Here is a 25,695-nt window from a genome sequence, read left to right as displayed (position 1 = left end):
CGCATCGACGGAATTCGTCGGATGCATGATTTTGGTGCGTGGGCAGGGAGAGCGCCTTATGGCGGTGCGGGAGGCTTAGAGGTGGAGCGCGCAGCGCTATTGCAACGGTTGATGAGCCAGACGGTCTCGATAAGGCAAGACGAGCAATTACTGTCCACGCCGTCACCGGATGCCCGGGTCCGGTGACGAGCAAGGCAGCGCTTAACGATTCACTACCCGCTTAGGCACGCTCAACGCGAGCAATCCGCCCAAAACCATAAACGCCGCGAGCATATACATGCCGCTGGCGTTGGACGCGGTCACCTGTTTCAACCATCCAACGAGATAAGGGCTCAGAAATCCCGCCAAATTCCCAAGCGAATTGATCATCGCGATTCCCGCAGCAGCGCCGGTGCCCGCCAGCATGGCTGTAGGCAAACTCCAGAACAGCGGCAGCGTCGTGAGAATGCCCATTGTCGCCAAAGTAAGGCCGAGCATTGCCAAGGGCGTATTCGTCGACCACACGACCGACAGCACCAACCCCAACGCGCCGACCGCAGCCGGAACAGCAATATGCCACCGCCGTTCGCCCCGCTTGTCCGCACTGCGCGCGACCAGCAGCATCCCGATCACCGCCGCGCCAAACGGAATCGCCGATAACAACCCGATATTCAGCGCATCCGTCACCCCGGTCGCCTTGATGATCGTTGGCAGCCAGAAGCTCACGCCATACAAGCCCATCACGAAGGAAAAATACGTCAGGCTCATCGACCATACGCGGCCATTTTTCAGCACCTCGCGCACGGGCATATCGACTTTCTCGACGTTGTCCTTCGCGATGTTCCTCTCCAGCAGTTCACGCTCTTCGGCTGTCAGCCACTTCGCCTTGGCGATCCGGTCGTCCATGAAGATAAACACCAGAATCCCGACCACGATCGAAGGAAGCCCTTCGAGCAAGAACAGCCATTGCCATGAATGCCAGCCGTTGACGCCATCGAAGCTCTTCATGATCCAGCCCGACACCGGTCCGCCGATCAGCCCCGACACGGCGATCGCGGTCATGAACAACGTCGTCATGCGCCCGCGCCGTTCCGCCGGAAACCAGTACGTGAGATACAAGATGATGCCGGGGAAAAATCCGGCTTCGGCCACGCCCAATAAAAAGCGCATCACGTAGAACATGGTGGGCGTGGTGATGAACATGGTGAGCGCCGAGATGATGCCCCACGTAATCATGATCCGCGCAATCCAGACCCGCGCGCCGACCTTATGAAGGATGATGTTGCTCGGAATCTCGAAGATGAAATAGCCGAAGAAAAAGATGCCCGCGCCGAAGCCATAAACGGCGTCGCTCAGGCCAAGGTCGGTGGACATCTGCAACTTGGCGAAGCCCACATTCACGCGATCCAGATACGCGACGACATAGCAAAGCAGCAACAACGGCGAGAGCCGCCACGCGACTTTCTTGTACGTTGCGGCTTCGAACGCTGAAAGCGGCGCGCCCGCGCCCGGCCGGTGAAACTCATCCGCGGTACTGGCCATGCTGTCTCCTGAATATTTTTATCGGTGGGAGTAACGATTCTAGTCGTTAGGCATCGCCTGCAAGCGTCTGTTTTATATGGGGAAAACACCAAGCGCCAAGCATCCGCCAGAGGCTTTCCCCGAGAGTTCAGACGCAGCGTCCGCCGTCGACTTCGAGCGCCACGCCGGTAATGAACTCGGCGTCATCGGAGGCGAGATACAACGCCGCGTTCGCAATGTCCTGCGGCGTGGAGAGGCGTCCCAGCGGAATCGTCGCCAGGAACTTCTGACGGTTCGCGGGCGTATCTTCCATGCCCATGAACTCGGACAGCAAGCCGGTTTCGCCCATCACCGGGTTGATGCAATTCACGCGGATCCGGTCGGGTCCGAGTTCGACCGCCAGCGCCTTGCTCGCAATGATCACCGCCGCCTTGCTGCCGTTGTACCAGACCAATCCGGGCCGCGGCCGCACGCCCGCCGTCGATGCCACATTGATGAACGCCCCGCCGCCAACCGAGCGGAAATAGGGCACGAATTGCGTCACGCTGTGATAGATGCTTTTCACGTTCACCGCGTAGACGCGGTCGAATTCGGCTTCTGTGACTTCCATCACCGGCTTGTTCCTGTGCGTCGTGCCCGCGTTGTTCACCACGACCTGAACGCTGCCGAAGTCTTCAATGGCGGCATCGAAAAGCGTCTTCCAGTCGGCTTGTTTCGTCACATCGCCGGCAACGGCAATCGCCTTGCCGCCATTCACCGCAATCTCGCTCGCGACCCGTTCCGCCGATGCCCCGTTGAGGTCGTTCACCACGACATTCGCGCCCTCGCGCGCAAACGTCTTCGCAATGCCTTCGCCGAATCCCGATCCGCCGCCCGTCACAATTGCCGTCTTGCCTTGCAGTCTCATGTCGTCTCCTGGTTTGATTATTCAACCGTGTTTGATGGCGATGGTTTTAAGCACCGTGAATCCATACAGCGCCTCGAAGCCTTTCTCGCGGCCGTGCCCCGAATGCTTGACTCCGCCAAACGGCAATTCGATACCGCCGCCCGCGCCATAGTTATTGATGAACACTTGCCCCGAGCGCACCTTGCGCGCAATGCGCATTTGCCTTCCGCCATCGCGTGTCCAGATGCCCGCGACCAGCCCGAAGTCCGTACCGTTGGCGAGTTTCAGGGCATCGGTTTCGTCGTCGAACGGCATGGCGCACAGGACCGGACCGAATACCTCTTCTCGCGCCAGCCGGTGAGACGGTGGCACATCGCGCAGAAGCGTCGGCGCCTGGTAAAACCCCGCTTCCGGCGCTTCGGCAACCACTTCGCCGTGCGCGGCCATTGCAATGCCATCGTGCTGGGCATCGGAGAGAAAATCCCACACGCGCTGCTGCTGCTTTGCGCTGATGAGCGGGCCGCAATCGAGATCGAGCGTGCTCGGCCCGACCTTCAACGCGCTGAACGCCTCGCTCAAGCGATCCAGCAGCGGCTCGTAAGCGGCTCGTTCTATCAGCACGCGGCTGCCCGCCGAGCAGGTTTGCCCCGCGTTCTGCACGATCGCCGAGACAAGGATGGGCAGGGCGGCGTCGAAGTCGGCATCGGCGAAGACGATTTGCGGCGACTTGCCGCCGAGTTCCAGCGTGACGGGCACGTGGTTATCGGCGGCCATCTTGACGACTGCCGCGCCGGTGGCGGGCGAGCCGGTGAACGAAATGTGATCGATGCCCGGATGACGCGCGAGCGCGGCGCCGGCTTCATATCCGTAACCGGTGACAATGTTCAGCGCGCCTTCCGGCAAACCCGCCTCGGCGGCCAGTTCGGCTATGCGCAATATGGACAAACACGCGTCTTCCGCCGGTTTCACCACGCACGCGTTGCCCGCCGCGAGCGCGGCGGCAACGCTGCGCCCGAAGATCTGCAGCGGATAGTTCCACGGCACGATATGCCCGGTCACGCCGTGCGGTTCGCGAATGGTCAGTACGGTAAAGCCGTGCTGATAGGGCAGGGTTTCGCCGTGGAGCTTGTCGGCAGCGCCCGCATAGAACTCGAAATACCGCGCGATACCGGCGGCATCGGCATGCGCCTGCTTGAGCGGCTTGCCGGTATCCCGTGCTTCGAGATGCGCGAGTTCGTCCTGATGGGCGGCAATGATCATCGAGAGCCGATACAGCACGCGGCCGCGCTCCGCCGCGCTCGCATTGCCCCAGGCGCCTTCATAGGCGCGCCGCGCCGACTGGACCGCGCGATCGATATCCGCCGCGTTGCCGCGGGCGAGCTGCGCGAAGACCTGGCCGTCGGACGGATCGAGGACGGAAATCGTCTCATTGCTTGCCGCCGCGGCCCACTTGTTGCCAATGAAATGCTTTGCCTCTTCCATGCCTGTCTCCTGTTTTCGTCGATTGGTTGAATGGACGCATGCGGCTGGTTTGCCGCCCGCGCGCGATATTTCCAGCGTGATTTGCGCTGTTTTCCCGGCCGTCCGCAGCCACCGGAGTGCGCGCTTCGATTGGCTATAATGACGCAAATACGCGGCGTGATGGGCGCGCAAGCGGCATGAAAATCGCGCCGTGGCTGAACGGTGACGCTTCACGTGTAACGCCGCGACGCAGTAAATCGCCGCTTTGGCGTGTACCGGATTCGTCGAATTCGCCTATCTCCCGACCCTGAATTTCCACTTCGAAGAGAGTGCATATGAGCTTTAACAACGTACCCGCAGGCAAGGATCTTCCGCAGGACTTCAACGTGATCATCGAGATCCCGGCGCAAAGCGATCCGGTGAAGTACGAGGCGGACAAGGACATGGGCCTGCTCGTGGTTGACCGTTTCATCGGCACGGGCATGCGGTATCCCGCCAATTACGGTTTCATTCCGCAGACGCTTTCGGGCGACGGCGATCCGGTCGACGTGCTGGTAATCACGCCGTTCCCGCTGCTGGCAGGTTCCGTGGTCCGCGCGCGTGCCTTGGGCATGTTGCAGATGACGGATGAGTCCGGCGTGGACGCGAAGCTGGTTGCCGTTGCCCACGACAAGATCTGCCCAATGACGGCGCACATGAAAACAGTCGATGACGTGCCGGAATACCTGAAGGACCAGATCAAGCATTTCTTCGAGCAATACAAGGCGCTCGAGAAAGGCAAGTGGGTAAAGGTCGAAGGCTGGCAGGGCGTGGAAGCAGCCCACAAGGAAATTACCGAAGGCGTGGCTAACTTCAAGAAGTAATTCAGCCGCTAACTTTCGAAATACAGTAGACCCGCCCGGTCCTGCCTGATGGCAGGACCGGGCGGTTTTTTTATGTATCGACCTGCTGGGCGCCTTCATCCTCAATGTCTTCTGCCGGCATAACTTCCGACAGCGCCAGTTCACCCGCCACCAACGCCCATTTGCGCGCCACCTTCAGCCGTTTCACCCAATATTCCGCCCGCGATGCCTCTGCGCGGCCGCTCAACTCAAACGAAGCCCGCACGGCCACGGGCTTGCGCGAGCGCGTATATCTCGCGCCATCGCCGCTCAGGTGCTTGGCGAACCGCGCATCGACATCCGTAGCAATCCCGGTGTAGAGACTTCCGTCGGCGCATTCGATGAGGTACAGGAACCAGGGCATGAGGCAGAAGATGAAAACCGGATGCCGCGCATTATCCCTCAAGCCCGCACACACCCCGCTCCGACAAAAACCTGCGACTTCGGCGAGAATAACCGTTCCGCGCCGCACCAGGCGCACGGCAGCAGCCATGAACAAGCTCGAAGCGAGGTAAGCCCGTTGAACCGCACGGTCGAAATACATGTGGTCGATTCGCTCGATACCGTGAGCCCTGACGAATGGAACCGTCTCGCCGGCGACAACCCGTTCGTCCGTCACGAATTCCTCTCCGCGTTGCAGGATACGGGCTGCGCGGTGGCTCGAACCGGCTGGCGTCCCCATTTCCTGCTGCTCAAACGCGACGGCCAGCTTGCCGGCGTCATGCCGCTTTATCTCAAGAAACACTCGCGCGGCGAATACGTGTTCGATCACGCCTGGGCCGACGCCTTCGAGCGCAACGGCATTCCGTACTATCCGAAAGGGTTATCGGCGGTGCCGTTTTCGCCTGTGACCGGGCCCCGCCTGATCGCCGGCACGCACGCGGAGCGCGTGATGCTGGCCCGCGGGGCGATAGAGTTGTCAAAGCAGTTGGAACTGTCGTCGTTGCACGTGCTTTTTCCGCAGGAGCAGGATCTCGAAGCGCTGACGGAAGCCGGTTACATGCTGCGCGAAGGCGTGCAGTTCCACTGGGAAAACGCAGCCGGCGGATACGAAAGCTTTGACGCGTTTCTCGCCACCATGAGCCACGACAAGCGCAAAAAGGTGAAACAGGACCGCCGCCGCGTAACCGATGCCGGCGTGAGCTACACCTGGCTGCGCGGTGCGCAAATCGATACTGACGCGCTCGATTTCTTCTACGCGTGCTATGAAAACACGTATCGCGAGCACTGGAATCCGCCATATCTGTCGCGCGAATTCTTCGGCCAGATCCACGCAGCCGCGCCCGAAAGCATGCTGCTCGTGATCGCCGAAGCCGATGGCAAGCGGCTCGCGTGCGCGCTGAACATGATCGGCGGCGACGTGATGTTCGGCCGTTACTGGGGCACGAAAGAGTTTGTCTCGGGGCTGCATTTCGAGACCTGCTACATGCAGGGCATTGAATATTGCATCGTGCATGGACTTGCGCGCTTCGAAGGCGGCGCGCAGGGCGTGCACAAGATGTCGCGCGGCATGCTGCCCACGCCGACATGGTCCGCGCACTGGGTTGCGGACCCGCGATTCGCGCATGCGATCAGCGAGTTCCTCGATGAAGAAACGGCCGCAATGGACCAGCATATTCAAGAGCTCGAAGCGCACACGCCATTCCGCAAAAAGGTTTGACGTTTTTGCTGAAAACCTGGCCGAATGGCCAACGTCGATGGTAATACGTGCCTGGAAATGGCAACTCGACTTATCATCATGTCGAAATGCTTTCGTTTCTCAACCGTAGTTCTCAACCCGTCATGCGCCGGAACAGGACCCCGAATACGGGGCATCGTATGGACAAGCTCAAGATGAAAAACCGATTCTTCAATCTTTATAGTCACGATTTCGCGCGCGTGGCAGTGGGCGTGCCGCGCTGCAAAGTCGCCGATCCGGCGTTCAACGCGGCTGAAACCATTGAACTGGCGAAGCAGGCGGCGGCGAATGGCGCCGTTCTCGTGGCATTCCCGGAACTCGGTATCTCGGCCTATTCCTGTGACGACCTGTTCCATCAGCGCGCTTTGCTCGACGCTTGCGAGGAAGCGCTGGCAACGGTGGTGGCGGCATCGAAAAGCGTGTCGATTGCAATGATCGTCGGCATGCCGTTGCGCGTGGAGCACACGCTTTTCAACTGCGCCGTCGTGGTCGCGAGCGGCCGGATTCAGGGCGTCGTGCCGAAGAGCTATCTGCCGAACTACGGCGAGTTCTATGAAGCGCGGCAGTTCAGCGCGGCCGAGAACGCGCAGGTTGATCGGGTGAATCTGCTGGGCTCGGACGTGCCGTTCGGTTCGTCGCTGCTGTTCGAAATCGCCGATTTGCCGCTGCTGCGTTTTCATGTGGAAATCTGCGAGGACGTCTGGGTGCCCATTCCTCCGTCGTCCTTTGCGGCGCTCGCGGGCGCAACGGTATTGGTGAATCTGTCGGCCTCGAACGTGGTGGTGGGCAAGGCGGGTTATCGGCATCAACTGGTGTCGCAGCAATCCGCCCGATGCCTGTCCGCCTATTTGTACACTTCGGCGGGAAGGGGCGAGTCGACAACCGATCTGGCATGGGACGGCCAGGCGATCATCTACGAAAACGGCGAGTTGCTCGCCGAATCCGAGCGCTTCCTGGACACGTCGCACCTCGTTTTCGCCGATGTCGATCTTGAGCGGCTCTCGCGCGAGCGCATGCGCCAGACCACGTTCGGCCAGTCGGTACGCCGGCACGCCGACGAAGTCTCCGCGTTCGAGACCATCCGGTTCGCTCTGGAGCTTCCGCTCGGCCGCGTATTGCCGCTCGATCGCGCCGTGGAGCGGTTCCCGTACGTGCCATCGGATCCGAAGCGCCGCGACGAGCGCTGCAACGAGGTTTACAACATCCAGGTGCAGGCGCTCGTGCAGCGTTTGTCGGCAAGCGGTATTTCGAAGGTGGTGATCGGCATCTCGGGAGGACTGGATTCAACGCATGCGCTGCTTGTCTGCGCCAAGGCAATGGACCGTCTGAAGCTGCCGCGCACGAATATTCTCGGCGTGACCATGCCCGGTTTCGCGACCAGCGACCGGACGCTGTCCCAGGCGCGGCAACTGATGGAAGTGGTTGGCTGTTCTGCAAGCGAGATCGATATCAGGCCGAGCTGCGAGCAGATGCTGAAGGACCTGGGTCATCCCTATGCGTCCGGCAAGGAAGACTACGACATCACGTTCGAGAACGTGCAGGCAGGCGAGCGCACAAATCATCTGTTCCGGCTCGCGAATTTCAAGGGCGGCATTGTGATCGGCACGGGCGACCTGAGCGAACTTGCGCTTGGATGGTGCACCTATGGCGTGGGCGATCACATGTCGCACTACAACGTGAACGCCAGCGTTCCGAAAACACTGATTACGCATCTGGTCCGTTGGGTCGCGGAGACGGGACAGATCGGCAATTCGGGCTCGGACGTCCTGATCAACATCCTGAATACCGACATCAGCCCCGAACTCGTTCCAGGCAAGGCGAATGGCGCTCCCGAGCAGAAGACCGAGAGCGTGATCGGCCCATATGAGTTGCAGGACTTCAACCTTTATTACACGCTGCGCTTCGGCTTCGCGCCCTCCAAGGTGGCGTTCCTCGCGTACACGGCCTGGAAAGATCGCGACGCCGGCGAGTGGCCGGAAGGCGCGCACGTTGCGAGAAACCAGTACGAGTTAGCGGACCTGAAACGCAATCTTGGTATCTTCCTTGACCGGTTCTTCAGGACCAGCCAGTTCAAACGCTCATGCATTCCAAATGCGCCAAAGGTAGGCACGGGCGGCTCGCTTTCACCGCGCGGAGATTGGCGCGCGCCGAGCGATTCGGAATCCATCGTCTGGATGAACGATTTGAAGAACATTCCTGCGGAGTGAGGCGTTTGCACCATATTTGCGCGTAAATCCGCGAATATCGATGGCTTTTGGCGTGGGATCGGTACGTTAATGCGAGATGCTTGCTGTGGACCGCGAAAACGCAGCTAGAATCAAAGCATCGATTTGTAGTTCGTTAATTACCCATCCGCACCATTCGCCATCTATGTGGCGACATCATTTAACGAGGCGCGCCATGAAACGCATTACCGCAGTCATCAAGCCGTTCAAGCTGGACGAAGTACGTGAAGCGCTGGCCACCGCCGGTCTTACCGGGTTGACCGTCACCGAGGTCAAGGGCTTCGGCCGGCAGAAAGGCCATACCGAGCTATATCGCGGGGCGGAGTATGTCGTCGACTTTCTGCCCAAGGTCAAGATTGAAGTCGTGGTGGCGGACGCGCAGACGGATCAGGTTATCGACGCCATCATTGGCGCAGCGCGGACCGGCAAGATTGGCGACGGCAAGATCTTTGTGACCGACGTCGAGCGCGTGATCCGCATTCGTACCGGCGAGGAAGACGAAGCCGCCGTCTGAGCGGACTTCGTGCAAGGGCGGCCTGACACAGCTTCAGGCCGTATTCGCTTCAAGTCTTCAAAATCTCCAAGGCTCGGCCAGCGGTCGTTCTTGTCATTTAAATCGTCGTCGGCCCAGTCCGATGGCGTATGTCATTTGTCCCTGTTCTGAACGTCCCGGTCATCAATGTAAAAACTTGTTGCGGTACTATCAGCATCCTTGTGTGCTTTTTGTAAGGGTTTGCGGATGCATCACGCGATTGGCTTCATTCAGGATCTGGCGGTAATCATGGCGATTGCGGGCGTGGTCACCGTGCTCTTTCATCGCCTGAAGCAGCCGGTCGTATTGGGATATATCGTGGCGGGCGTGATCATTGGTCCCTATACGCCGCCTTTCCAGCTTATCCACGACGAAGCCACCATCCAGACACTCGGCGAACTCGGCGTGGTCTTCCTGATGTTTTCCCTCGGATTGGAATTCAGTCTGAAAAAGCTGTTCAAGGTTGGTGCAACGGCTTTCGTGGCGGCGGCGTCCGAGATCGTGCTGATGATCTGGATCGGCTATGAGATCGGGCAATGGTTCGGCTGGAACGCGATGGATTCGCTGTTCCTCGGCGCCATGCTCGCCATTTCTTCCACGACCATTATCGTCAAGGCGCTTTCCGAGCTCGGCATGAAGGGCGAGCCGTTCGCGCAACTGATCTTCGGCATTCTGATCGTGGAGGATATTCTCGCGATCGCCATGCTCGTACTGCTTTCGGGCATCGCACAAACGGGCTCGGTGTCGGCGGGCGTGGCGTTTGTCACGCTGGGCAAACTGCTGCTGTTCATGACTGTGTCGATGGTCGTCGGCATCCTGATCGTGCCGCGTGCGCTCGACTATGTGGCGAAAGCCAAGAGCGACGAAATGCTGCTCGTCACCGTCCTTGGCTTCTGTTTCGGCTTCTGTCTGTTGGTGGTTAAGCTCGACTACAGCATCGCGCTCGGGGCGTTTCTGATCGGCGCGATCATGGCCGAATCGCGGAATCTGCAGCGTATCGAGCATCTGATTGCGCCGGTTCGCGACATGTTCTCCGCCATCTTTTTCGTGACCATCGGGCTGATGCTGAATCCGACCGTCCTTGTGGATTACTGGTGGCCGATTACGGTCATCACCATCGCGGTCGTGCTGGGCAAGATTGTGTCATGCGGGCTCGGGACGTTTCTCGCCGGTAGGGATGGGCGCACGTCGATGCGCGTCGGCATGAGCGTTGCGCAGATCGGCGAGTTCTCATTCATCATTGCTTCGCTGGGGGTGTCGCTGAAAGTGACCAGCAGCTTCCTGTATCCGATCGCGGTTGCGGTTTCCGCGTTGACGACCTTGTTCACGCCATATCTGATCAAGGCTGCCGATCCAATCACCCGGCGCATTGCCGGTTCCATGCCGGTTCCGGTCGCCAATACCTTCGGACTCTATTCGCAATGGCTCGGGAGCCTGTCGCCCGACACCGGCGGCCCAACGCTCTTCAGCATGACCCGGCGCATCGTGGTGCAGATCGCAGTCAATCTTGCGCTGGTTGCCGCCATTTTTCTCGCCGCTTCGTATTCGGCGCCCATCGCCACCGGATATCTTGCCCGCTGGCTGCCCACCAACGACGCGCAGCGCGTGGCCATCTGGAGCGCGGCGTTGCTGGTGTCGATGCCGTTTCTCGTCGCGGTCTATCGCAAGCTGCAGTCGCTTGCGTTGATGCTCGCCGAGGTGAGCGTGCAACCCGCGAAGGCGGGCCGCTTCACTAGCGCGTTGCGTTCCGCCATCTCCGGCCTGATCCCGATCCTTGCCATGTTCGGCGTCTTCTTGCTGGTCACCGTGCTGTCGGGCGGCATTCTTCCTCCGTTTGGGCTGATGATCGCTGTCCTGATTTGCGCGGCGCTTTTGCTGAGTGTGCTGTGGCGCTGGTGCGTGAAAATCCACGCGACCATGCAGATCGCACTCCGAGAAACTTTTGAAGAGCCCCGCGATCATTAACGGCACGAAATGTTTGTTTCCTCCGATAATGTGACCAATTGTTTGATGGTTTGCCGCTCCCGGACCAGAGGCGGATAATTGAACTCTGACCATTCTTAAAGCGCACAGCGCCTCTATCGGAATGAGCGAAAACAAGTCGTCAAATTCGGGTACGCCCGACACCGCAATTCCTGCCGTGGCGTCCACGGACTCAAATCCGCAGATTCCCAATCCTGATCCGGCAGTCCCATCCGCGTCATCTCAGAAAGTCACCCATGTCCCCGCGGCCGCACAGCCTGGCCCGGCGGCGAGCGCGGCGGAGCGTGCATCGACAGATGCGCCGTCGAGCGCATCAACGGTAGAACCTGTCGATACAGCCAAAGCCCAGCGTGAAGATGCAGCCGAAGCCCGCAAAGCGGCTGCGGCCGCCACGTCTGCGCAAGAAAGCGCGGCGCGCACGGGCGGCGCGAAGGCGGGCATCGAAAAACCGGCTGCTCCGAATTCGCCCCTTCACTTGAAAGCAGGCTTGGCGAAAGAAATCGAGTCGGCAACCGAAGCCGAAGCGAGTCTCGCGGAAGAGGTTGAAATCGCGACTGAAGCGCAGGCTGCGGAAACCGCTGAAACAAAGGCGGAAATCGATGCGGAAACGGTACGGGCGCGCACGAGCGCACTGCCTCCCGAATTCACGGCCGCGCCTGATTTCGGCACGTTTCATCCTCCGCCCATACCACCGGAAGCGCCCTCCGGCACGCAAGCGCCGCCTGCTTATCTGCGCCAGAGCGATTCCGCATGGTCGGTGTTCGGCCGCGTGATCAAGGCGCGCGCCCGGCAGATATTCGACCGCGCGGGGCAGCGCATCACGCAACGGACGCTCAGAATTGGCGTATCCGCGCGCATTTTTCATCCGGAGCCGGGCGCGAAAGGATTGCGCGGGAAGACGCTGCAATATCTCGAAGAGTCCATCGCGCATTGGGTGATGTCGCGTGACGTGCTTGTATTCATGATTCCCACGGTCGGTCATCAGGGCATGCTGCATCCGAGCAATATCCGGTTGCGTGATTACGCGAAGCATCTTGATGGCCTCTTGCTTCAAGGCGGCGCGGATGTTTCGCCGCAGTCCTACACGGAAGCGGCGACGCGCCACGAATGGCCCGGCGACCGTGTTCGCGATATGTACGAACTGGAACTGCTGCATGAGTTCATCGAATCGGGAAAGCCTGTGCTGGGCGTGTGCCGAGGCTGCCAGTTGATCAATGTGGCGTTCGGCGGCACGCTGTATCAGGACATTGCCACAGATGTCCCGACGGCCGGCATCCACGTCAATGAGCAATACGACCAGCATCGTCATCCGATTCGTTTCCCCGATGGCTCCACGCTCGTCAACATGTTTCCCGGTCATCGCGAAGCGCTCGTCAATTCGATCCACCACCAGGCGGTCAAGACGATTGGCCGCGATCTGAACATCGAGGCGGTATCGGCGGCGGACGGGATTATCGAGGCAGTGCGTTACCGGCGCGCGCCGTTCGTGATGGGTGTGCAATGGCACCCGGAGTTTCATCGCGCGGGCGGGGATGAACTGCTGGATTGCACGCCGCTGCTCGATACGTTCCTGCGCGTGGCGCGTGAAACGCGGTTCTAGGCGAGCTTCTGCAAAAACCGCAGCAACCATAACCATAAAGGCCGCTTCAACGTCAGTTGAAGCGGCCTTTGTGCTGTTGTGAAAGAGTTACTGCGCGATCCCCGCTTCGCTTTGTTCCTGAAGCTGCTGGACCTGCTGCTGGAGCGCGCGCAAACGACGCTCGGCGTTGGACTTGTCGTTCTGCAACGCCATGGATTCTGCCTGCATTTGCTGCTGACGTTGTGATACTTCACTTTCCTGCGCTCGGGCAATGGAAAGGTCGGCCGTGAGCCGTTGCGCCCGATCGTTCGATACCGCGATCACACGCTCCAGCAGCGCCTTTTGTGCCTGCAGTTGCGTGCGCTGGATTTCGCCCTCGGCGAGCGCGTAACTCTTTCTCGCAAATTGCGCGTAGACCGTTTCCGCGTGCACATTGTCCTGGGACTTCACCACGCGCCAGAAATTCTTGTCCTGAAACAACGCAACGTAATACACCATCTCCTGCGGATAGAAAAAGAGCGCAGCGCCATAGTTGCCGTTATACGTGACACGCAACTCGGTGAGCTTCTTCGCCTGGACCATCTGCCTGAGCTCCGATACATTCCCCGTAGCCTGTCCGCTGGACGTGCCGTCCTGGAAATCGTCCATTGATCCATAGGCGGGTACGGGACGCACAGGGTCTGCAAGACCCGTTGCCGAGAGCAGTGTGCCCACGGGCTGATAAGCATTCGCGACGGTCGAGCCGAACCCGATGGCAACAACGAACAACGCTTGTAGAACGGTGGAGATGGAGCAGGACTTCATGGTGCGGGGCTTCTAAATTAGGTGAGGGTCCGGTGCCAGGCGCGGCGCGTTAGAAACGCGTGCCGTGCCTTTCGCCACGATACCGTCTGGTTACTTGGCGAATTGCGATCCCGCGTCGGTGACACGGCGTTGGCTCAGGTCGGAACTCCAGTTCGATGAATCGCCGGAACCTGCGCGCGGCGTGGCAACGGAAGTTGCGCGAACCGTCTGGCGAGTGGCGCCGCTGTTGTCGTCGAGGACAGCCGAGTGCGCGAGCATGCTGTACATCTCGGCCACGCTGAGCGACGAACCCGTTGAGCTCGTGCGCATGTCATCGTGTGCATAGGTGCGACGGCTTGGCGACGCAAGCGGCGTGTCGTATCCACTGCTGCGATAAACCGGCGTGCCTCTATATTCATGACCGTGGCGCCGTTGCACGACTTCGTAGTTTCTCGCTTCGCGGACGACTGCTGCCGGACGCTTGCCTTTGACGCGAACCTTCGCCCATTCCGCCGTTGCCTTGGCGGTGGTTTTCGCGTTGTCGCTGGCGACTTCGCTTGTGTGTACGGATGATTTGGCGGTTGCGCCGGCAATGACGGCCGCTGGCTTTGCAACAGTTGTCGCGGAAGGTGTCTGCAATGCAGGTAAAGCCGCAACCACGACGGTCGAAGGCTTGGCAGATGTCGCGACGGAAGCGGAACTGTCCAAAGCTGCAGACATGGAAACAGGGGGCACGACAGGCGAAGCATGACCAATCGTCGCGTCGGCCATGGGCTTCGCTACGGGCGTTGCATTCAACGCAACCGTCGCTGGCTTTACTTCCGGACTCTGATGACCAATTCGAGTCCCGAACAGTGCCCATGCAATAAACGCAGCGCACGCCAGTGCAATTGCACCTCCGGCCGCCATTTTGTGACGATCATTTGCAGGCTGTTTCCGTACCGGATGATCGACAGGCGCGGTGAACGGTTCGAACTCGAACTGCGCCGGTTCCTCGACTGAAGGAGACGCATGAACGGAATCGGCGAGAGGATTCTGCTCGATCTGTGCGATTTCATCGTTGCGTTTGAACTTGCCCCACAGACTCGCTGGCGTGTATGGAAAATGCTCGTTGGGAAGAGACAGCGGACTGACATAAGCCGTGAGAAATCGCGCCGCGTAAAACGGAATTTCATATTCGGTTAAAGCCGGACGCGCGCGAGTCAGCGTCCACTCTTCGCCATACACGGCGTTAGGCATACCGGCGAGCGGGTACAGGGTTGGCAGAAGCAGATCGCCTTGTACAACGACCAGAGGAGCATTCATCTTTTTCTCATATCCGAAAGCGGGCGTCAGGACTGCTCAACGAATTAACAAGCGGGGCAGCCGTGTGGGCATCGTCCGGATGTTGCTACGAAGGTGCCAGATACTTCACCTTGCCGGACCCGCCACAGAACAGCCCTCGATCATACCCAGCGCCAGCTTGGCGCGTCGCTCAGAACCTTCTTAGTTCCATCATTCGATGGCGCTCGGAGTGAAAAAAACGCTGATTGGATACGGACGCGACGTACGTTTCAGCGAGACAGGCCAATCTGTGCCGGATACGTTGTCATGCATCCAGCAAGAGGCGTTGAACGAGATTACGCCAGCGATTGCACGAAGGCAAAGCAAACGCCGAGGCATCAGCCGATCGGCAGGGTATAGCGCAACGCGATGATATCTATGCCGCCCATCGTGTCATCTTCACGGCCCGCCAAACGCCATCCGTGCGATTCATAGAAGCCGATTGCCGCAACATTCGGTTCAAGCACATATAGATGCATGTTCTTCGCGCCACGATCCGCAGCCCATTGCGATGCGGTCGCGAGCATCGCGGTGCCCAATCCTGTGCCTCTGGCTTCGGGCATGGCGTGCAGATTGTCAACGAGCACGCTGCCCGTTTCGTCGGGGGCGATCACGCATACGAACCCTGCTGGCTGATCATTGACGACAGCGATAAAAACCTCGCCCGCACCGCCGGCGAGTTCGTTGAAGCGTGTGTTCCAGTGCGCCGCCCGGTCATCGGCCAATTCTTTGTCGAGAAATGTGTCCGGCAGGATGCCGCGATATGCCGCTGCCCAACTCCGCGCATGCATGCTCGCGATAAGCGCGGAGTCGTTGGATGTCGCCATTCGCAAAACGAACCCCGTTTGCGAAACATATTTTGAAGGCTGATTTATATGTATATGTAAGGCAAATTTAAGAAATTTTAAGTGCAAATACGCGAGTACGGCGCGGGCGCGTTTCACATTCGCCCTGTAACATTGACACTTGTGGTGTTTAGGTAAATGTACTGGTTAACCCTGATAAATTAGCTTCTTGTGCGTTTTTGTAGCGGTTTCGAGGCGTTTCGTCTCTTCTCGAGCAACGAAGCGTAGCTAGGCTCTTGGCATTTTGCACCGCGCAAGCAAACCGGCTGCTACCACTCCAACATTTCATTCTGCATCGGGCGACGCGCTTTCAGCGCAATCCGGCCAGCATCCTTAGACAGAGTTTTTAGAGATAGTCATGTCCATCCCTTCACATGCAACGCCCGCGAAAGAGTCGAAGGCGAAATCGGTGTTTCGCGTCGTCAGCGGCAATTTCCTGGAAATGTACGACTTCATGGTCTATGGCTATTACGCCTCGTCCATCGCGAAGACGTACTTTCCGAGCGGCAACGAATTCGCTTCGCTGATGCTTGCGCTCTCGGTGTTTGGCGCCGGCTTCCTGATGCGTCCGATCGGCGCCATCGTGCTTGGCGCGTATATCGATCATCATGGCCGCAGGAAGGGCCTGATTCTCACGCTGACCATGATGGCCATTGGCACATTGCTGGTCGCGGTGATTCCGGGATACGCGACCATCGGGGTTTTCGCGCCGATCATCGTGTTGCTTGGCCGCTTGCTGCAGGGTTTTTCGGCGGGCGTGGAACTGGGCGGCGTGTCGGTGTATCTGTCCGAGATCGCGACGAAGGGCAACAAGGGCTTCTATTGCTCATGGCAGTCGGGCAGCCAGCAAGTGGCCGTGGTGTTCGCCGCGCTGATCGGCGTGGTCATGAGCCGGATTTTGCCGCCCGACCAGATGACCGCCTGGGGATGGCGCGTGCCGTTCATCATCGGCTGCCTGATCGTGCCGTTCCTGTTCATCATCCGGCGCTCGTTGCAGGAAACCGATGAGTTCCTCGCGCGTAAACACCGTCCGTCGATGGGCGAAATCATGACGTCCATGGCCTCCAACTGGGGCGTCGTGCTCGCCGGCATGGGCATGGTGATCATGACGACCGTGTCGTTCTACATGATCACGGCATACACGCCGACGTTCGGCAAGGAAGTGCTGAAGCTTTCTTCCCTCGATACCCTGGTGGTGACGGTGTTCGTCGGTTTGTCGAATCTCGTCTGGCTGCCGCTTGCCGGCGCGGTGTCCGACCGCGTGGGGCGCCGGCCGGTGCTGCTGTTCTTTACCATCCTGACCATTCTCACTTCGTATCCGGCGGTGCAATGGCTGGTCGCGGATCCGTCGTTCCTGCGCCTGCTTGGCGTGGAGTTGTGGCTCTCGTTCCTCTACGGCAGCTATAACGGCGCGATGGTCGTGGCGCTTACCGAAGTCATGCCGGTGGAAGTGCGTACCACGGGTTTCTCGCTTGCGTACAGCCTGGCGACGACCATTGGCGGATTCACACCCGCCATCTCCACGTACCTGATTCACGCGACCGGAAACAAGGCGGCGCCCGGTGTATGGATGGGACTCGCGGCGGTATGCGGACTGATCGCCACGCTGGTGTTGTATCGGTCCAGCGAGGCGCGCAATCAGTACAAGACGGCCTGACGGTTTCTGCCCGTCACGCTGGAACAAAAACCCCTCGACGAGGGGTTTTTCATTTCGGGCCGGGGCGCGTCTCAACGCTATGACGACGCCGCGACATCCTTCGCCACCCGTTCGATGACTTCATCCCACGCGCCGGGTTTCGCCTGCCGGAACAGATGCGCTTTCGGATACCACGCGCTCGAAGGTGTATCGATACCCCAACGCCAGTCGGCGGCGAACGGCAGCATCAGCCACAGCGGTTTTCCGAGCGCGCCGGTCAGGTGGGCGACAGCGGTATCGATGGACACGACACCATCCATACGATCGATGATCGCGGCGGTATCGGCGAAACTCTCGAGCTTGTTTTCGAGCCGCTGGATAAAACGCGCGCGCGGATGGGCGTCGAGAAGGGCGCGTTCTTCGGCGGTGAACGTAGGTTGCAGCACAATCCAGTCGATGCCTTCCAGGCTGAACAGCGGCTCGAGCGACGCAAGCGGGGCGCTCCGCGTTTCTCCCGGTTGAATGCGTCCGGACCACGTGATCCCCAGCTTGCGCTTCGACTGGCCGCCAAGCGACCCGCGCCATTTTTTCCGGTACGCCGCCGGCACCACGAGATACGGCGTGCGCGCCGGCACCATTTCCATAGTCGATACCCCCAGCGCCAGCGGCAGGCTGAGCAGCGGAACAAATGCGTCGGCGTCAGTGGGTGTTGCAGGTGTCGATGCAGCCAGGCTTTTCAGCGTGACGCCTGCGGCGTGGGCCGCGGGTTCGAGCAACGCGACCAGCGCCGGTTGCACTTCGAGCACGACCTGGCCAACGAGCCTGGCGACAAACGGCACGAAACGCACGAACTGCAAGGTATCGCCGAAACCTTGTTCGGCCCGGATCAACAGCGTTTCGCGCGGCAGCGGTGCGCCTTTCCACACGGGCAACGCAGGTGGCGGGAGGGTGGTCGGCGCGCGCAGGCGCCATTCATAAGCCGGCAGTCCGCGAGCGTAGTCGCCAAGGGCGAGCAGTGTAATGGCGCGATTCAGGTTCGCCGCGACAAGACCGGGATCGAGGCGCAACGCCTGATCGAAGGCACGCAGCGCCGGTTTATGCGCGCCGAGTGCAAGATGCGCGTTGCCGAGGCCAAGCCACGCCACGCCGTACTTTGGATCGAGTCCTACCGCGCGCTCGAATTGCGGCAAGGCGGCTTCGTATTCGCCGATAGCCGCAAGCGCATGCCCCAGCCCGAAGTGCGCGGGCGCGAATTGCGGCTGCATGCGCAGCACTTTCTGCAGCACCGGCACGGCTTCGTGCGGACGGCCGGCGGCATCGAGCAGATTGCCCAGATTGAAATGCGCCGCGACATAGTTCGGCTCGGCAGCAATGGCTTCGCGAAATTGTCCGATAGCGCCGTGGGTGTCGCCGAGTGCATTGAGCGCCATGCCGAGATTGTTGTGCGCGCCCGCATGGCCCGGCCGGATTTGCAGCGCGCGGCGAAACGCCTTCGCGCCTTCCTCGAAACGGCGCATGCCGAGCAGCGCATTGCCGAAGTTGTTCCAGGTGGGCGCGTCGCCGGGTTGCAGGCGCAGGGCTTTTTCGAAGGCGTCGGCGGCGTCTTCGTGGCGTCCCGCTGCCGCGTACGCGTTGCCCAAGTTGTATTGCGCGAGCGAAAAGCCGGGTTCCAGATCCAGCGCATTGCGAAAGCGTTCGATGGCGTCGTCTATTCGGCCGAGCGCTTTCAGCGCGTTGCCGAGGTTGAGCTGTAGCGCGGGATCGGCGGGACGCAGGTCCACTGCGCGACGCACCAGATCAGCCGCTTCCGCGTGCTGGCCTTGCTGGTGGCGCAGCACGCCGAGCAGATGAAGTGCGTCGACGTGGGAGGGCTCTGCGGCGAGCGCGGCTTGATAGTCGCGTTCCGCTTCGGTCAGGCGGCCGTCGCGATGCGCCGCGAAGCCGCGTGCAAAAACTGTATCCATTGAGGGAAATCGAATGCGAACACGCCATTTTCCCACACGTTCACCGCCGATCGCGATTTTTGCGTTGACGCACGAAGGTTGTGTCAATAACATATGAACACCTGTTCATATGTTGGATGAAAGCCAATCGTGTCTTCTCCGCTGGTTTTGAGCGAAGTTTCAACCGACGAGCGTGTCGTTCCCCTCGCCGACCTGTTCCGCCTGCTCGGCGATCCCACGCGTCTGCGCATTGTGTTGACGTGCGTGGAAGGGCGTTCGCCGGTGGGCGCGATTGCGGAATCGCTGGGGTTGTCGGCGTCGCTTGTCAGCCACCATTTGCGCTTGTTGCGGGCGGCGCGGATTGTGCGTGCCGAGCGCGAAGGCAAGCAGGTTTTCTATCTTGCCGCGGATAAACACATCAGCGGCATGCTCGCCGAACTGCTCGAACATGTCGCCGAGCCTCACGCCGATTTCAGACCGGACAACGAATAAATGGCACCTCAACCGTCACACCACCATGAGCATCACGACCACGGGAATGCGCACGCTCATGAGCATGATCAAGGCCATGATCACAAAGGCGGCCATCATCACCATCACGCGCCGCAGGCTGGTCAGGGCCGCACTTTCGCCATTGCGGTCGGGCTGAACATGGTGATCGTGATCGTGCAGGCCGTGTACGGGTTCATCGCGCATTCCACCGCACTGCTTGCCGACGCAGGCCACAATCTCTCCGACGTCCTCGGCCTTCTGCTCGCGTGGGGCGCGGTCTGGCTCGGCGCGCGCAAACCGTCGGAACGCTATACGTTCGGGCTCGGCAGTTCTTCCATCCTGGCTTCGCTCGCCAACGCCGCGCTGCTGCTGTTCGCGTGCGGCGCGATTGTGCTCGAAGCGGTTCAGCGCTTGTTCAATCCGGCGCCGGTCGCGGGACTCGACGTATTCGTCGTTGCCACCATAGGTCTCGTGGTCAACGGCTTTTCCGCGTGGCTTTTCATGCGCGGCAGCAAGGAAGACCTGAACATACGCGGCGCGTTCCTGCACATGGCGGGCGACGCCGGCATTTCCGCCGCGGTCGCCATCAGCGGCCTCGTGATCCTTTTCACGGGCGCGAGCTGGATCGACCCGGCAATGAGCATTGTCGTGGTCGCGGTGATCGTGGCCGGCACGTGGGGACTGGGCCGCGACGCCATGCGGCTCGCCATGGCCGCCGTGCCGCCGGGCGTGGACAAGCCGCGTATTGAAAAGTATCTGGCGGATCTGCCGGGCGTGACCGATGTCCACGATCTCCACGTCTGGGCGCTTTCCACCACGGAGAACGCGATGACCGCGCATATCGTCATGCCGGCGGGGCATCCGGGCGATGTTTTTGTCGATTCGATTGTGGGAACGCTGCGTCGCGATTACGCGATGCATCACGCGACGCTGCAGGTGGAAATGGGCACGACGGAACACGGTTGCGCGCTGGGAGAAAAGATGGGCGCGAAGGCGCACGCGCACTGAGCGCGTGGTTCTCCGGCGTTTGCGCATTTCGGACCGGCGTACACTTGAGCCAGTGACGTTTGATGGAGAAGCGCATGCACCCGCCGCAGCCGAACCGACACAAATCACTCGACGTAGCGCCGGTGCTCATCGCGGGCGCTGGTCCAACGGGGCTCGCCGCCGCCATGAGCCTGTCGCGCGCCGGCATTCCCGTGCGCCTGGTCGACAAAGCCCCGGAGCCTTCGCCATGGTCGCGCGCAATCGGCATCCAGGCGCGCACGCTCGAACTGTTCGAGCAGCATAGGCTGGTGGAACCGTTTCTTGAGCGTGGTCACCGGGCGCGCATTGGCAATCTCTATTCGAACGGACAGCGTCTCATGCGGCTCGATTTCGATCCGCTGCAAACGCGTTATCCGTATCTTCTTTTCCTTGACCAGGCCGTCACCGAACGCCTGATGACCGAGCATGTTGAAACGTTCGGCGTGCGCGTGGAGCGCGGCGTGGAACTGGTGCATTTCAACCAGGGATCGGCAGGTCTGGAGGCAACGCTGCGTCACCCGAACGGTGCCGAAGAACACCTGCGCCCGTCTTACCTGATCGGTGCGGACGGCGCGCACAGCATGGTGCGGCATGGCTTGAATATCGAGTTCACGGGAAAAACCTTCGAGCAGACTTTCCTGCTCGCCGATCTCCAGGCCGATACCGAATGGCCCGACGACGAGTTCCATATTTTTGCATCGGGCGAGGGCATTGCCACGTTATTCCCGATGGGCGACGGCCGCACGCGGCTGATCGCGGATCAACGCGCGGCGGCGCAGTCGCCGGACGCGGCGGACATTCCGCCCAAAAGCGCGGCCCCCACGCTCGATGAATGCCGCGAGATTGTGGCGCGGCGCATTCATCATCGGGTGACGGTGAGGAATCTCGCGTGGTCATCGAATTTTCGATTGAACAATCGCATGGCGGACCGGCTGCGCTCGGGACGCGTATTTCTCGCTGGCGACGCCGCGCATGTCCACAGTCCGGCCGGCGCTCAGGGCATGAACACGGGCATTCAGGAAGCGTTCAATCTTGGCTGGAAGATCGCGCGGATGCTCACGGGCGTGGCGCCCGACCGTTTGCTCGATACGTACCACACCGAACGTCATCCCATAGAGCGGGAAGTGCTGCGGACATCGAGTTTCATGACGCAGATGGCCGCTGCAGAACATGGTCCGATGAAGCTGATCCGCGATCACGTGATGCCGGCTTTATCGGCGATTGGTCCCTTGCGCGATGCCGCGCGGCGCACGGTCAGCGAGTTGTCTATTCAGTATAGGCGCAGCCCGTTGACGCTCGATCGCGGGCTCGACGGCGGTCCGCGAGCCGGCGAGCGCGCGCCGGATGCGTGGGTGCATGTCGTCGATGGACCGCTCGGGCGGGCGCCGGGTGTCGGCTGTCTTTTCGACCTTCACGACCCCGCGTATTTCTCGCTGTTCCTGATGGTGAAGCCGTCGGAGGAAGACGACATCGCGATGGCGCCCGCGACGCTGACCGTCGCGCATGCGCTGCGCGACAAGGATCTGGATGATCTCGCGAAATCCGTGGAAGAGGTGCTGCCGAATTCGGTGCGCGTCTGGCGTATCACGGATAAAGGCGGTGACGGCGCGCGATCGCTCACCGAAGCGTATGGGCGAACGCGGCCTTGCTTTTATCTGGTGCGCCCGGATGGGTACATTGCGGCGCGCGGGCGCGCGCCTTCGGATACGCAGGCTTTGTTGAGGCACTGCGAGACGTGGTTCGGGGCGGGGAAGGACGAGTAAGGGATCAAGCTGTCACCGCCGGCGTCAACGCCTCCCGATGCTTGGTCAACGCCTTCAGCACGATCGGCTCAAGCCGCCCGCTAACCTCCGCATCGTCCAGTCCGTTAAGCAGCGCGATCCGCATGCGCGGCGCCCAGAACTTGTGAATGTGATTGGCGATGCCATCGACCGCTTCCTCGTGATCCGGCATCGAGTCGAAGAATTCGCCAATCTGATTCGCCATTTCCACCAGGCTGTTCACATCCATGATTATTTCCCCGATGTGACCGGCAACTCGCGCAAGTTCAGGAACTCGAGCTGCTGAACATTGAACGCCGAATAATCCTTCTGCCATTGCGACGGCTGCTCGACGGGCATCACCTGCACCGCTGTCACCTTGTACTCCGGACAGTTCGTGGCCCAATCGGAAGAATCGGTCGTGATCACGTTCGCGCCGGATTCCGGGAAATGGAAGGTCGTATACACCACGCCCGGCTGCATGCGCTCGGTGATCTTCGCGCGCAGCACGGTCTGCCCCGCACGCGATTCAATGCCCACCCAGTCGTCCGCCTTGATGCCGCGTTCCTCGGCGTCGTGCGGATGAATCTCCAGCCGGTCCTCGTCGTGCCAGCGCGAGTTCTCCGTGCGCCGCGTCTGCGCGCCCACGTTGTACTGCGACAAAATCCGCCCCGTGGTCAGCAACAGCGGGTATTTGCGCGTGACCTTCTCCGGCGTCGCAATGAACTTCGTGATCACGAAGTGGCCCTTGCCGCGCACGAATTCATCGATATGCATGGTCGGCGTGCCGTCCGGCGCCTGCGCATTGCATGGCCACTGGATGCTGCCAAGCTCATCGAGACGCTTGTAGGACACACCCGTGAACGTGGGCGTAAGGCTTGCGATCTCGTCCATGATCTGCGACGGATGCGTGTAGCCCATTTCATAACCCAGCGCGCGCGCCAGCTTGATCGTCACTTCCCAGTCGGCGAGACCCGGCAGCGGCGGCATGACCTTGCGCACGCGCGAGATGCGGCGTTCCGCGTTCGTGAACGTGCCGTCCTTTTCGAGGAACGACGAACCTGGCAGGAACACGTGCGCGTACTTGGCGGTTTCGTTCAGGAAAATATCCTGCACGACAATACATTCCATCGACGACAACGCCTTCGACACATGCTGCGTGTTCGGGTCCGACTGGACGATGTCCTCGCCCTGGCAATAAAGGCCGAGGAAGCTGCCGTGAACGGCGGCGTCGAACATGTTTGGAATGCGCAGGCCCGGTTCCGACTGCAGCTTCACGCTCCACGCTTCTTCGAACAATGCGCGCACGGCCGCGTCGCCAATATGGCGATAGCCCGGCAACTCGTGCGGGAACGAACCCATGTCGCACGAACCCTGCACGTTGTTCTGGCCACGCAGCGGATTCACGCCCACACCTTCGCGGCCGATGTTGCCCGTCGCCATCGCGAGGTTCGCGATACCCATGACGGTCGTCGAGCCTTGCGCATGTTCCGTCACGCCGAGGCCGTAGTAGATCGCGCCGTTGGCCGCGTTCGCATAGATGCGCGCCGCTTCGCGCACGGATTGGGCCGGAACGCCGGTGATGGCTTCCATGGCTTCGGGCGAATTTTCTTCCGCCGACACAAAGTCGCGCCATTGCTGGAATGCACGCGCTTCGCAGCGCTCGGCAACAAACGCTTCGTCCACGAGCCCTTCGGTGACGATCACGTGGGCGAGCGAATTGACCATCGCCACGTTCGTGCCTGGACGCAGCGCCAGATGATGCGACGCCTTCACATGCGGCGTGTTAACAATATCGATACGGCGTGGGTCCACCACGAGCAGTTGCGCGCCTTCACGCACGCGGCGCTTCAGGCGCGATGCGAACACCGGGTGACCATCGGTCGGATTCGCGCCGATCACCATGATTACGTCGGCCTTTTCGACGGATGCAAAAGTCTGCGTTCCCGCCGATTCACCCAGCGTCGTCTTCAGGCCATAACCCGTCGGCGAATGGCAAACGCGGGCGCAGGTATCGACATTGTTATTGCCGAACGCCGCGCGCACGAGTTTCTGCACAAGGTAGGTTTCCTCGTTCGTGCATCGTGACGACGTAATCCCGCCAATCGAATCCACGCCGTACTTGTCCTGAATGCGGCGGAATTCGCTCGCCGCATACGAAAGCGCTTCTTCCCAGGTCACTTCGCGCCACGGATCGGTGATCTTCGCGCGGATCATCGGCTTGGTGATGCGGTCCTTGTGCGTGGCGTAACCCCACGCAAAGCGGCCCTTGACGCACGCGTGACCATCGTTGGCCTGGCCGTTCTTGTTTGGCACCATGCGCACGACCTGACTGCCTTTCATCTCCGCTTTCAGCGAGCAGCCAACGCCGCAATACGCGCAGGTAGTCGTGACCGAATGCTCGGGCTGGCCGAGCATGATCACGCTCTTTTCCTGCAGCGTCGCGGTCGGGCACGCGGCCACGCACGCGCCGCACGACACGCATTCCGACTCCATGAACGGCTGGTTTTCGCTCGCGGCCACGCGCGACTCGAAGCCGCGTCCCGCGATAGTCAGCGCGAACGTGCCTTGCGTTTCCTCGCACGCGCGCACGCAGCGATTACACACGATGCACTTCGACGCGTCATACGTGAAATACGGATTCGATTCGTCCTTCTTGTCCTTCAGGTGGTTTGCGCCTTCATAGCCATATCGAACTTCGCGCAGGCCAACCACGCCGGCCATGTCCTGCAGTTCGCAATCGCCGTTGGCGGGGCAGGTCAGGCAATCGAGCGGGTGATCGGAGATGTACAGCTCCATCACGTTCTTGCGCAGCGACTGCAGCTTGTCCGTTTGTGTGCGCACTTTCATGCCCGCTTCAACGGGCGTTGTGCACGACGCCGGATAACCGCGCTTGCCTTCAATCTCGACTAGGCATAGACGGCAGGAACCGAAAGGCTCGAGCGAATCCGTCGCGCAGAGTTTCGGCACGTTTACACCGGCTTCAATAGCGGCTCGCATCACCGACGTCCCGGCAGGAACCGTGACCGACTGGCCGTCGATATCGAGCGTCACGTCAATATCCGCATGACGCAGCGGCGTGCCGTAGTCGGTATCGTCGAAGGGATCGCGCAGCTTGGTCTTGCAGGCGCAATTGCCGGAACCGCAGGAAGAACTGGACAT

General features: G+C 60.6%; 20 protein-coding genes. 10 read left to right on the top strand and 10 right to left on the bottom strand.

Going from position 1 to position 25,695, the window contains the following annotated elements:
* Positions 1–201 precede the first annotated feature (201 nt).
* The 3 genes from AWB64_RS14565 to AWB64_RS14555 form a co-directional block, all read right to left on the bottom strand.
* On the bottom strand, positions 202–1,521 hold the full coding sequence (locus tag AWB64_RS14565; RefSeq protein WP_060856121.1) for an MFS transporter: 1,320 nt from the start codon (positions 1,519–1,521) through the stop codon (positions 202–204).
* Between the two features lie 127 nt (positions 1,522–1,648).
* Positions 1,649–2,407 carry an SDR family oxidoreductase gene (locus AWB64_RS14560; RefSeq protein ID WP_060856120.1) on the bottom strand — a complete coding sequence of 253 codons (759 nt, stop codon included), beginning with the start codon at positions 2,405–2,407 and terminating at the stop codon, positions 1,649–1,651.
* A 21-nt stretch (positions 2,408–2,428) separates the two neighbouring features.
* Entirely contained in the window at positions 2,429–3,868 is a 1,440-nt protein-coding gene (locus AWB64_RS14555; RefSeq protein ID WP_060856119.1) for an aldehyde dehydrogenase family protein, read from the bottom strand.
* Positions 3,869–4,182: 314 nt separating this feature from the next.
* Between AWB64_RS14555 and ppa the strand changes: the two genes are divergently transcribed.
* Positions 4,183–4,710, top strand: coding sequence for an inorganic diphosphatase (ppa, locus tag AWB64_RS14550; protein WP_060856118.1), 528 nt, complete (start codon positions 4,183–4,185; stop codon positions 4,708–4,710).
* 70 nt (positions 4,711–4,780) lie between these two features.
* Here the strand turns inward: ppa and AWB64_RS14545 are convergent, their stop codons facing one another.
* The gene (locus tag AWB64_RS14545; RefSeq protein ID WP_060856165.1) at positions 4,781–5,092 is read right to left on the bottom strand and encodes a GIY-YIG nuclease family protein; all 312 of its coding nucleotides are present in this window, start codon (positions 5,090–5,092) and stop codon (positions 4,781–4,783) included.
* A gap of 156 nt (positions 5,093–5,248) precedes the next feature.
* Here AWB64_RS14545 and AWB64_RS14540 point away from each other — a divergent pair, with 156 nt between their 5' ends.
* The 5 genes from AWB64_RS14540 to AWB64_RS14520 all read left to right on the top strand — a co-directional run bounded on the left by AWB64_RS14540 (position 5,249) and on the right by AWB64_RS14520 (position 12,746).
* Positions 5,249–6,388, top strand: coding sequence for a GNAT family N-acetyltransferase (locus AWB64_RS14540; protein WP_060856117.1), 1,140 nt, complete (start codon positions 5,249–5,251; stop codon positions 6,386–6,388).
* Between the two features lie 173 nt (positions 6,389–6,561).
* A complete protein-coding gene (locus AWB64_RS14535) occupies positions 6,562–8,613 on the top strand; it encodes an NAD(+) synthase (protein WP_060856164.1) in 2,052 nt (683 codons plus the stop codon).
* Positions 8,614–8,806: 193 nt separating this feature from the next.
* On the top strand, positions 8,807–9,145 hold the full coding sequence (locus AWB64_RS14530) for a P-II family nitrogen regulator (RefSeq protein WP_056355876.1): 339 nt from the start codon (positions 8,807–8,809) through the stop codon (positions 9,143–9,145).
* Positions 9,146–9,370: 225 nt separating this feature from the next.
* The gene (locus AWB64_RS14525; protein WP_060856116.1) at positions 9,371–11,128 is read left to right on the top strand and encodes a cation:proton antiporter; all 1,758 of its coding nucleotides are present in this window, start codon (positions 9,371–9,373) and stop codon (positions 11,126–11,128) included.
* A 121-nt stretch (positions 11,129–11,249) separates the two neighbouring features.
* Positions 11,250–12,746, top strand: coding sequence for a gamma-glutamyl-gamma-aminobutyrate hydrolase family protein (locus AWB64_RS14520; RefSeq protein ID WP_060856115.1), 1,497 nt, complete (start codon positions 11,250–11,252; stop codon positions 12,744–12,746).
* An 87-nt stretch (positions 12,747–12,833) separates the two neighbouring features.
* Here the strand turns inward: AWB64_RS14520 and AWB64_RS14515 are convergent, their stop codons facing one another.
* From AWB64_RS14515 to AWB64_RS14505, 3 genes are all read right to left on the bottom strand, one after another.
* Positions 12,834–13,529: a DUF2968 domain-containing protein gene (locus AWB64_RS14515; RefSeq protein ID WP_082850489.1), complete on the bottom strand. Its 696-nt coding sequence runs from the start codon at positions 13,527–13,529 to the stop codon at positions 12,834–12,836.
* Positions 13,530–13,619: 90 nt separating this feature from the next.
* The gene (locus tag AWB64_RS14510) at positions 13,620–14,813 is read right to left on the bottom strand and encodes a hypothetical protein (RefSeq protein WP_060856113.1); all 1,194 of its coding nucleotides are present in this window, start codon (positions 14,811–14,813) and stop codon (positions 13,620–13,622) included.
* Between the two features lie 356 nt (positions 14,814–15,169).
* The gene (locus AWB64_RS14505; protein WP_060856112.1) at positions 15,170–15,658 is read right to left on the bottom strand and encodes a GNAT family N-acetyltransferase; all 489 of its coding nucleotides are present in this window, start codon (positions 15,656–15,658) and stop codon (positions 15,170–15,172) included.
* A gap of 376 nt (positions 15,659–16,034) precedes the next feature.
* Here AWB64_RS14505 and AWB64_RS14500 point away from each other — a divergent pair, with 376 nt between their 5' ends.
* Positions 16,035–17,333, top strand: coding sequence for an MFS transporter (locus AWB64_RS14500; protein WP_060856111.1), 1,299 nt, complete (start codon positions 16,035–16,037; stop codon positions 17,331–17,333).
* Between the two features lie 77 nt (positions 17,334–17,410).
* Here the strand turns inward: AWB64_RS14500 and AWB64_RS14495 are convergent, their stop codons facing one another.
* A complete protein-coding gene (locus AWB64_RS14495; RefSeq protein WP_060856110.1) occupies positions 17,411–19,276 on the bottom strand; it encodes a tetratricopeptide repeat protein in 1,866 nt (621 codons plus the stop codon).
* Positions 19,277–19,405: 129 nt separating this feature from the next.
* On the opposite strand from AWB64_RS14495, the gene AWB64_RS14490 reads away from it, so the two are divergent.
* The 3 genes from AWB64_RS14490 (at position 19,406) to AWB64_RS14480 (ending at position 22,536) form a co-directional block, all read left to right on the top strand.
* Positions 19,406–19,747 (top strand): ArsR/SmtB family transcription factor, encoded by a 342-nt coding sequence (locus tag AWB64_RS14490; RefSeq protein ID WP_060856109.1) that lies wholly within the window; start codon positions 19,406–19,408, stop codon positions 19,745–19,747.
* Entirely contained in the window at positions 19,748–20,755 is a 1,008-nt protein-coding gene (locus tag AWB64_RS14485) for a cation diffusion facilitator family transporter (RefSeq protein ID WP_060856108.1), read from the top strand.
* 74 nt (positions 20,756–20,829) lie between these two features.
* Complete coding sequence (locus AWB64_RS14480) at positions 20,830–22,536, top strand: FAD-dependent monooxygenase (RefSeq protein WP_060856107.1); 1,707 nt, start codon at positions 20,830–20,832, stop codon at positions 22,534–22,536.
* A 4-nt stretch (positions 22,537–22,540) separates the two neighbouring features.
* Here AWB64_RS14480 and AWB64_RS14475 read toward each other — a convergent pair whose 3' ends face one another.
* Both AWB64_RS14475 and fdhF read right to left on the bottom strand, forming a co-directional pair.
* Positions 22,541–22,783, bottom strand: a complete 243-nt coding sequence (locus tag AWB64_RS14475) for a formate dehydrogenase subunit delta (protein WP_060856106.1) — start codon at positions 22,781–22,783, stop codon at positions 22,541–22,543.
* Positions 22,784–22,785: 2 nt separating this feature from the next.
* Positions 22,786–25,695 (bottom strand): formate dehydrogenase subunit alpha, encoded by a 2,910-nt coding sequence (fdhF, locus tag AWB64_RS14470; RefSeq protein ID WP_060856105.1) that lies wholly within the window; start codon positions 25,693–25,695, stop codon positions 22,786–22,788.

The organism is Caballeronia sordidicola (assembly GCF_001544455.2).
Classification (GTDB): Bacteria; Pseudomonadota; Gammaproteobacteria; order Burkholderiales; family Burkholderiaceae; genus Caballeronia; species Caballeronia sordidicola.
Note: the sequence above shows the minus strand (reverse complement) of the source record. Positions and strands in the feature narration are given on the sequence as shown.

Bases quoted from the DNA above. Each gene is read 5' to 3' on its own strand.
- AWB64_RS14535 (WP_060856164.1), top strand. From the start codon at position 6,562: ATGAAAAACCGATTCTTCAATCTTTATAGTCACGATTTCGCGCGCGTG.
- AWB64_RS14500 (WP_060856111.1), top strand. From the start codon at position 16,035: ATGTCCATCCCTTCACATGCAACGCCCGCGAAAGAGTCGAAGGCGAAA.
- AWB64_RS14560 (WP_060856120.1), bottom strand. From the start codon at position 2,407: ATGAGACTGCAAGGCAAGACGGCAATTGTGACGGGCGGCGGATCGGGA.
- AWB64_RS14525 (WP_060856116.1), top strand. From the start codon at position 9,371: ATGCATCACGCGATTGGCTTCATTCAGGATCTGGCGGTAATCATGGCG.
- AWB64_RS14530 (WP_056355876.1), top strand. From the start codon at position 8,807: ATGAAACGCATTACCGCAGTCATCAAGCCGTTCAAGCTGGACGAAGTA.
- AWB64_RS14545 (WP_060856165.1), bottom strand. From the start codon at position 5,092: ATGCCCTGGTTCCTGTACCTCATCGAATGCGCCGACGGAAGTCTCTAC.
- AWB64_RS14555 (WP_060856119.1), bottom strand. From the start codon at position 3,868: ATGGAAGAGGCAAAGCATTTCATTGGCAACAAGTGGGCCGCGGCGGCA.
- AWB64_RS14515 (WP_082850489.1), bottom strand. From the start codon at position 13,529: ATGAAGTCCTGCTCCATCTCCACCGTTCTACAAGCGTTGTTCGTTGTT.
- AWB64_RS14505 (WP_060856112.1), bottom strand. From the start codon at position 15,658: ATGGCGACATCCAACGACTCCGCGCTTATCGCGAGCATGCATGCGCGG.
- AWB64_RS14485 (WP_060856108.1), top strand. From the start codon at position 19,748: ATGGCACCTCAACCGTCACACCACCATGAGCATCACGACCACGGGAAT.
- ppa (WP_060856118.1), top strand. From the start codon at position 4,183: ATGAGCTTTAACAACGTACCCGCAGGCAAGGATCTTCCGCAGGACTTC.
- AWB64_RS14565 (WP_060856121.1), bottom strand. From the start codon at position 1,521: ATGGCCAGTACCGCGGATGAGTTTCACCGGCCGGGCGCGGGCGCGCCG.
- AWB64_RS14495 (WP_060856110.1), bottom strand. From the start codon at position 19,276: ATGGATACAGTTTTTGCACGCGGCTTCGCGGCGCATCGCGACGGCCGC.
- AWB64_RS14510 (WP_060856113.1), bottom strand. From the start codon at position 14,813: ATGAATGCTCCTCTGGTCGTTGTACAAGGCGATCTGCTTCTGCCAACC.
- fdhF (WP_060856105.1), bottom strand. From the start codon at position 25,695: ATGTCCAGTTCTTCCTGCGGTTCCGGCAATTGCGCCTGCAAGACCAAG.
- AWB64_RS14520 (WP_060856115.1), top strand. From the start codon at position 11,250: ATGAGCGAAAACAAGTCGTCAAATTCGGGTACGCCCGACACCGCAATT.
- AWB64_RS14475 (WP_060856106.1), bottom strand. From the start codon at position 22,783: ATGGATGTGAACAGCCTGGTGGAAATGGCGAATCAGATTGGCGAATTC.
- AWB64_RS14480 (WP_060856107.1), top strand. From the start codon at position 20,830: ATGCACCCGCCGCAGCCGAACCGACACAAATCACTCGACGTAGCGCCG.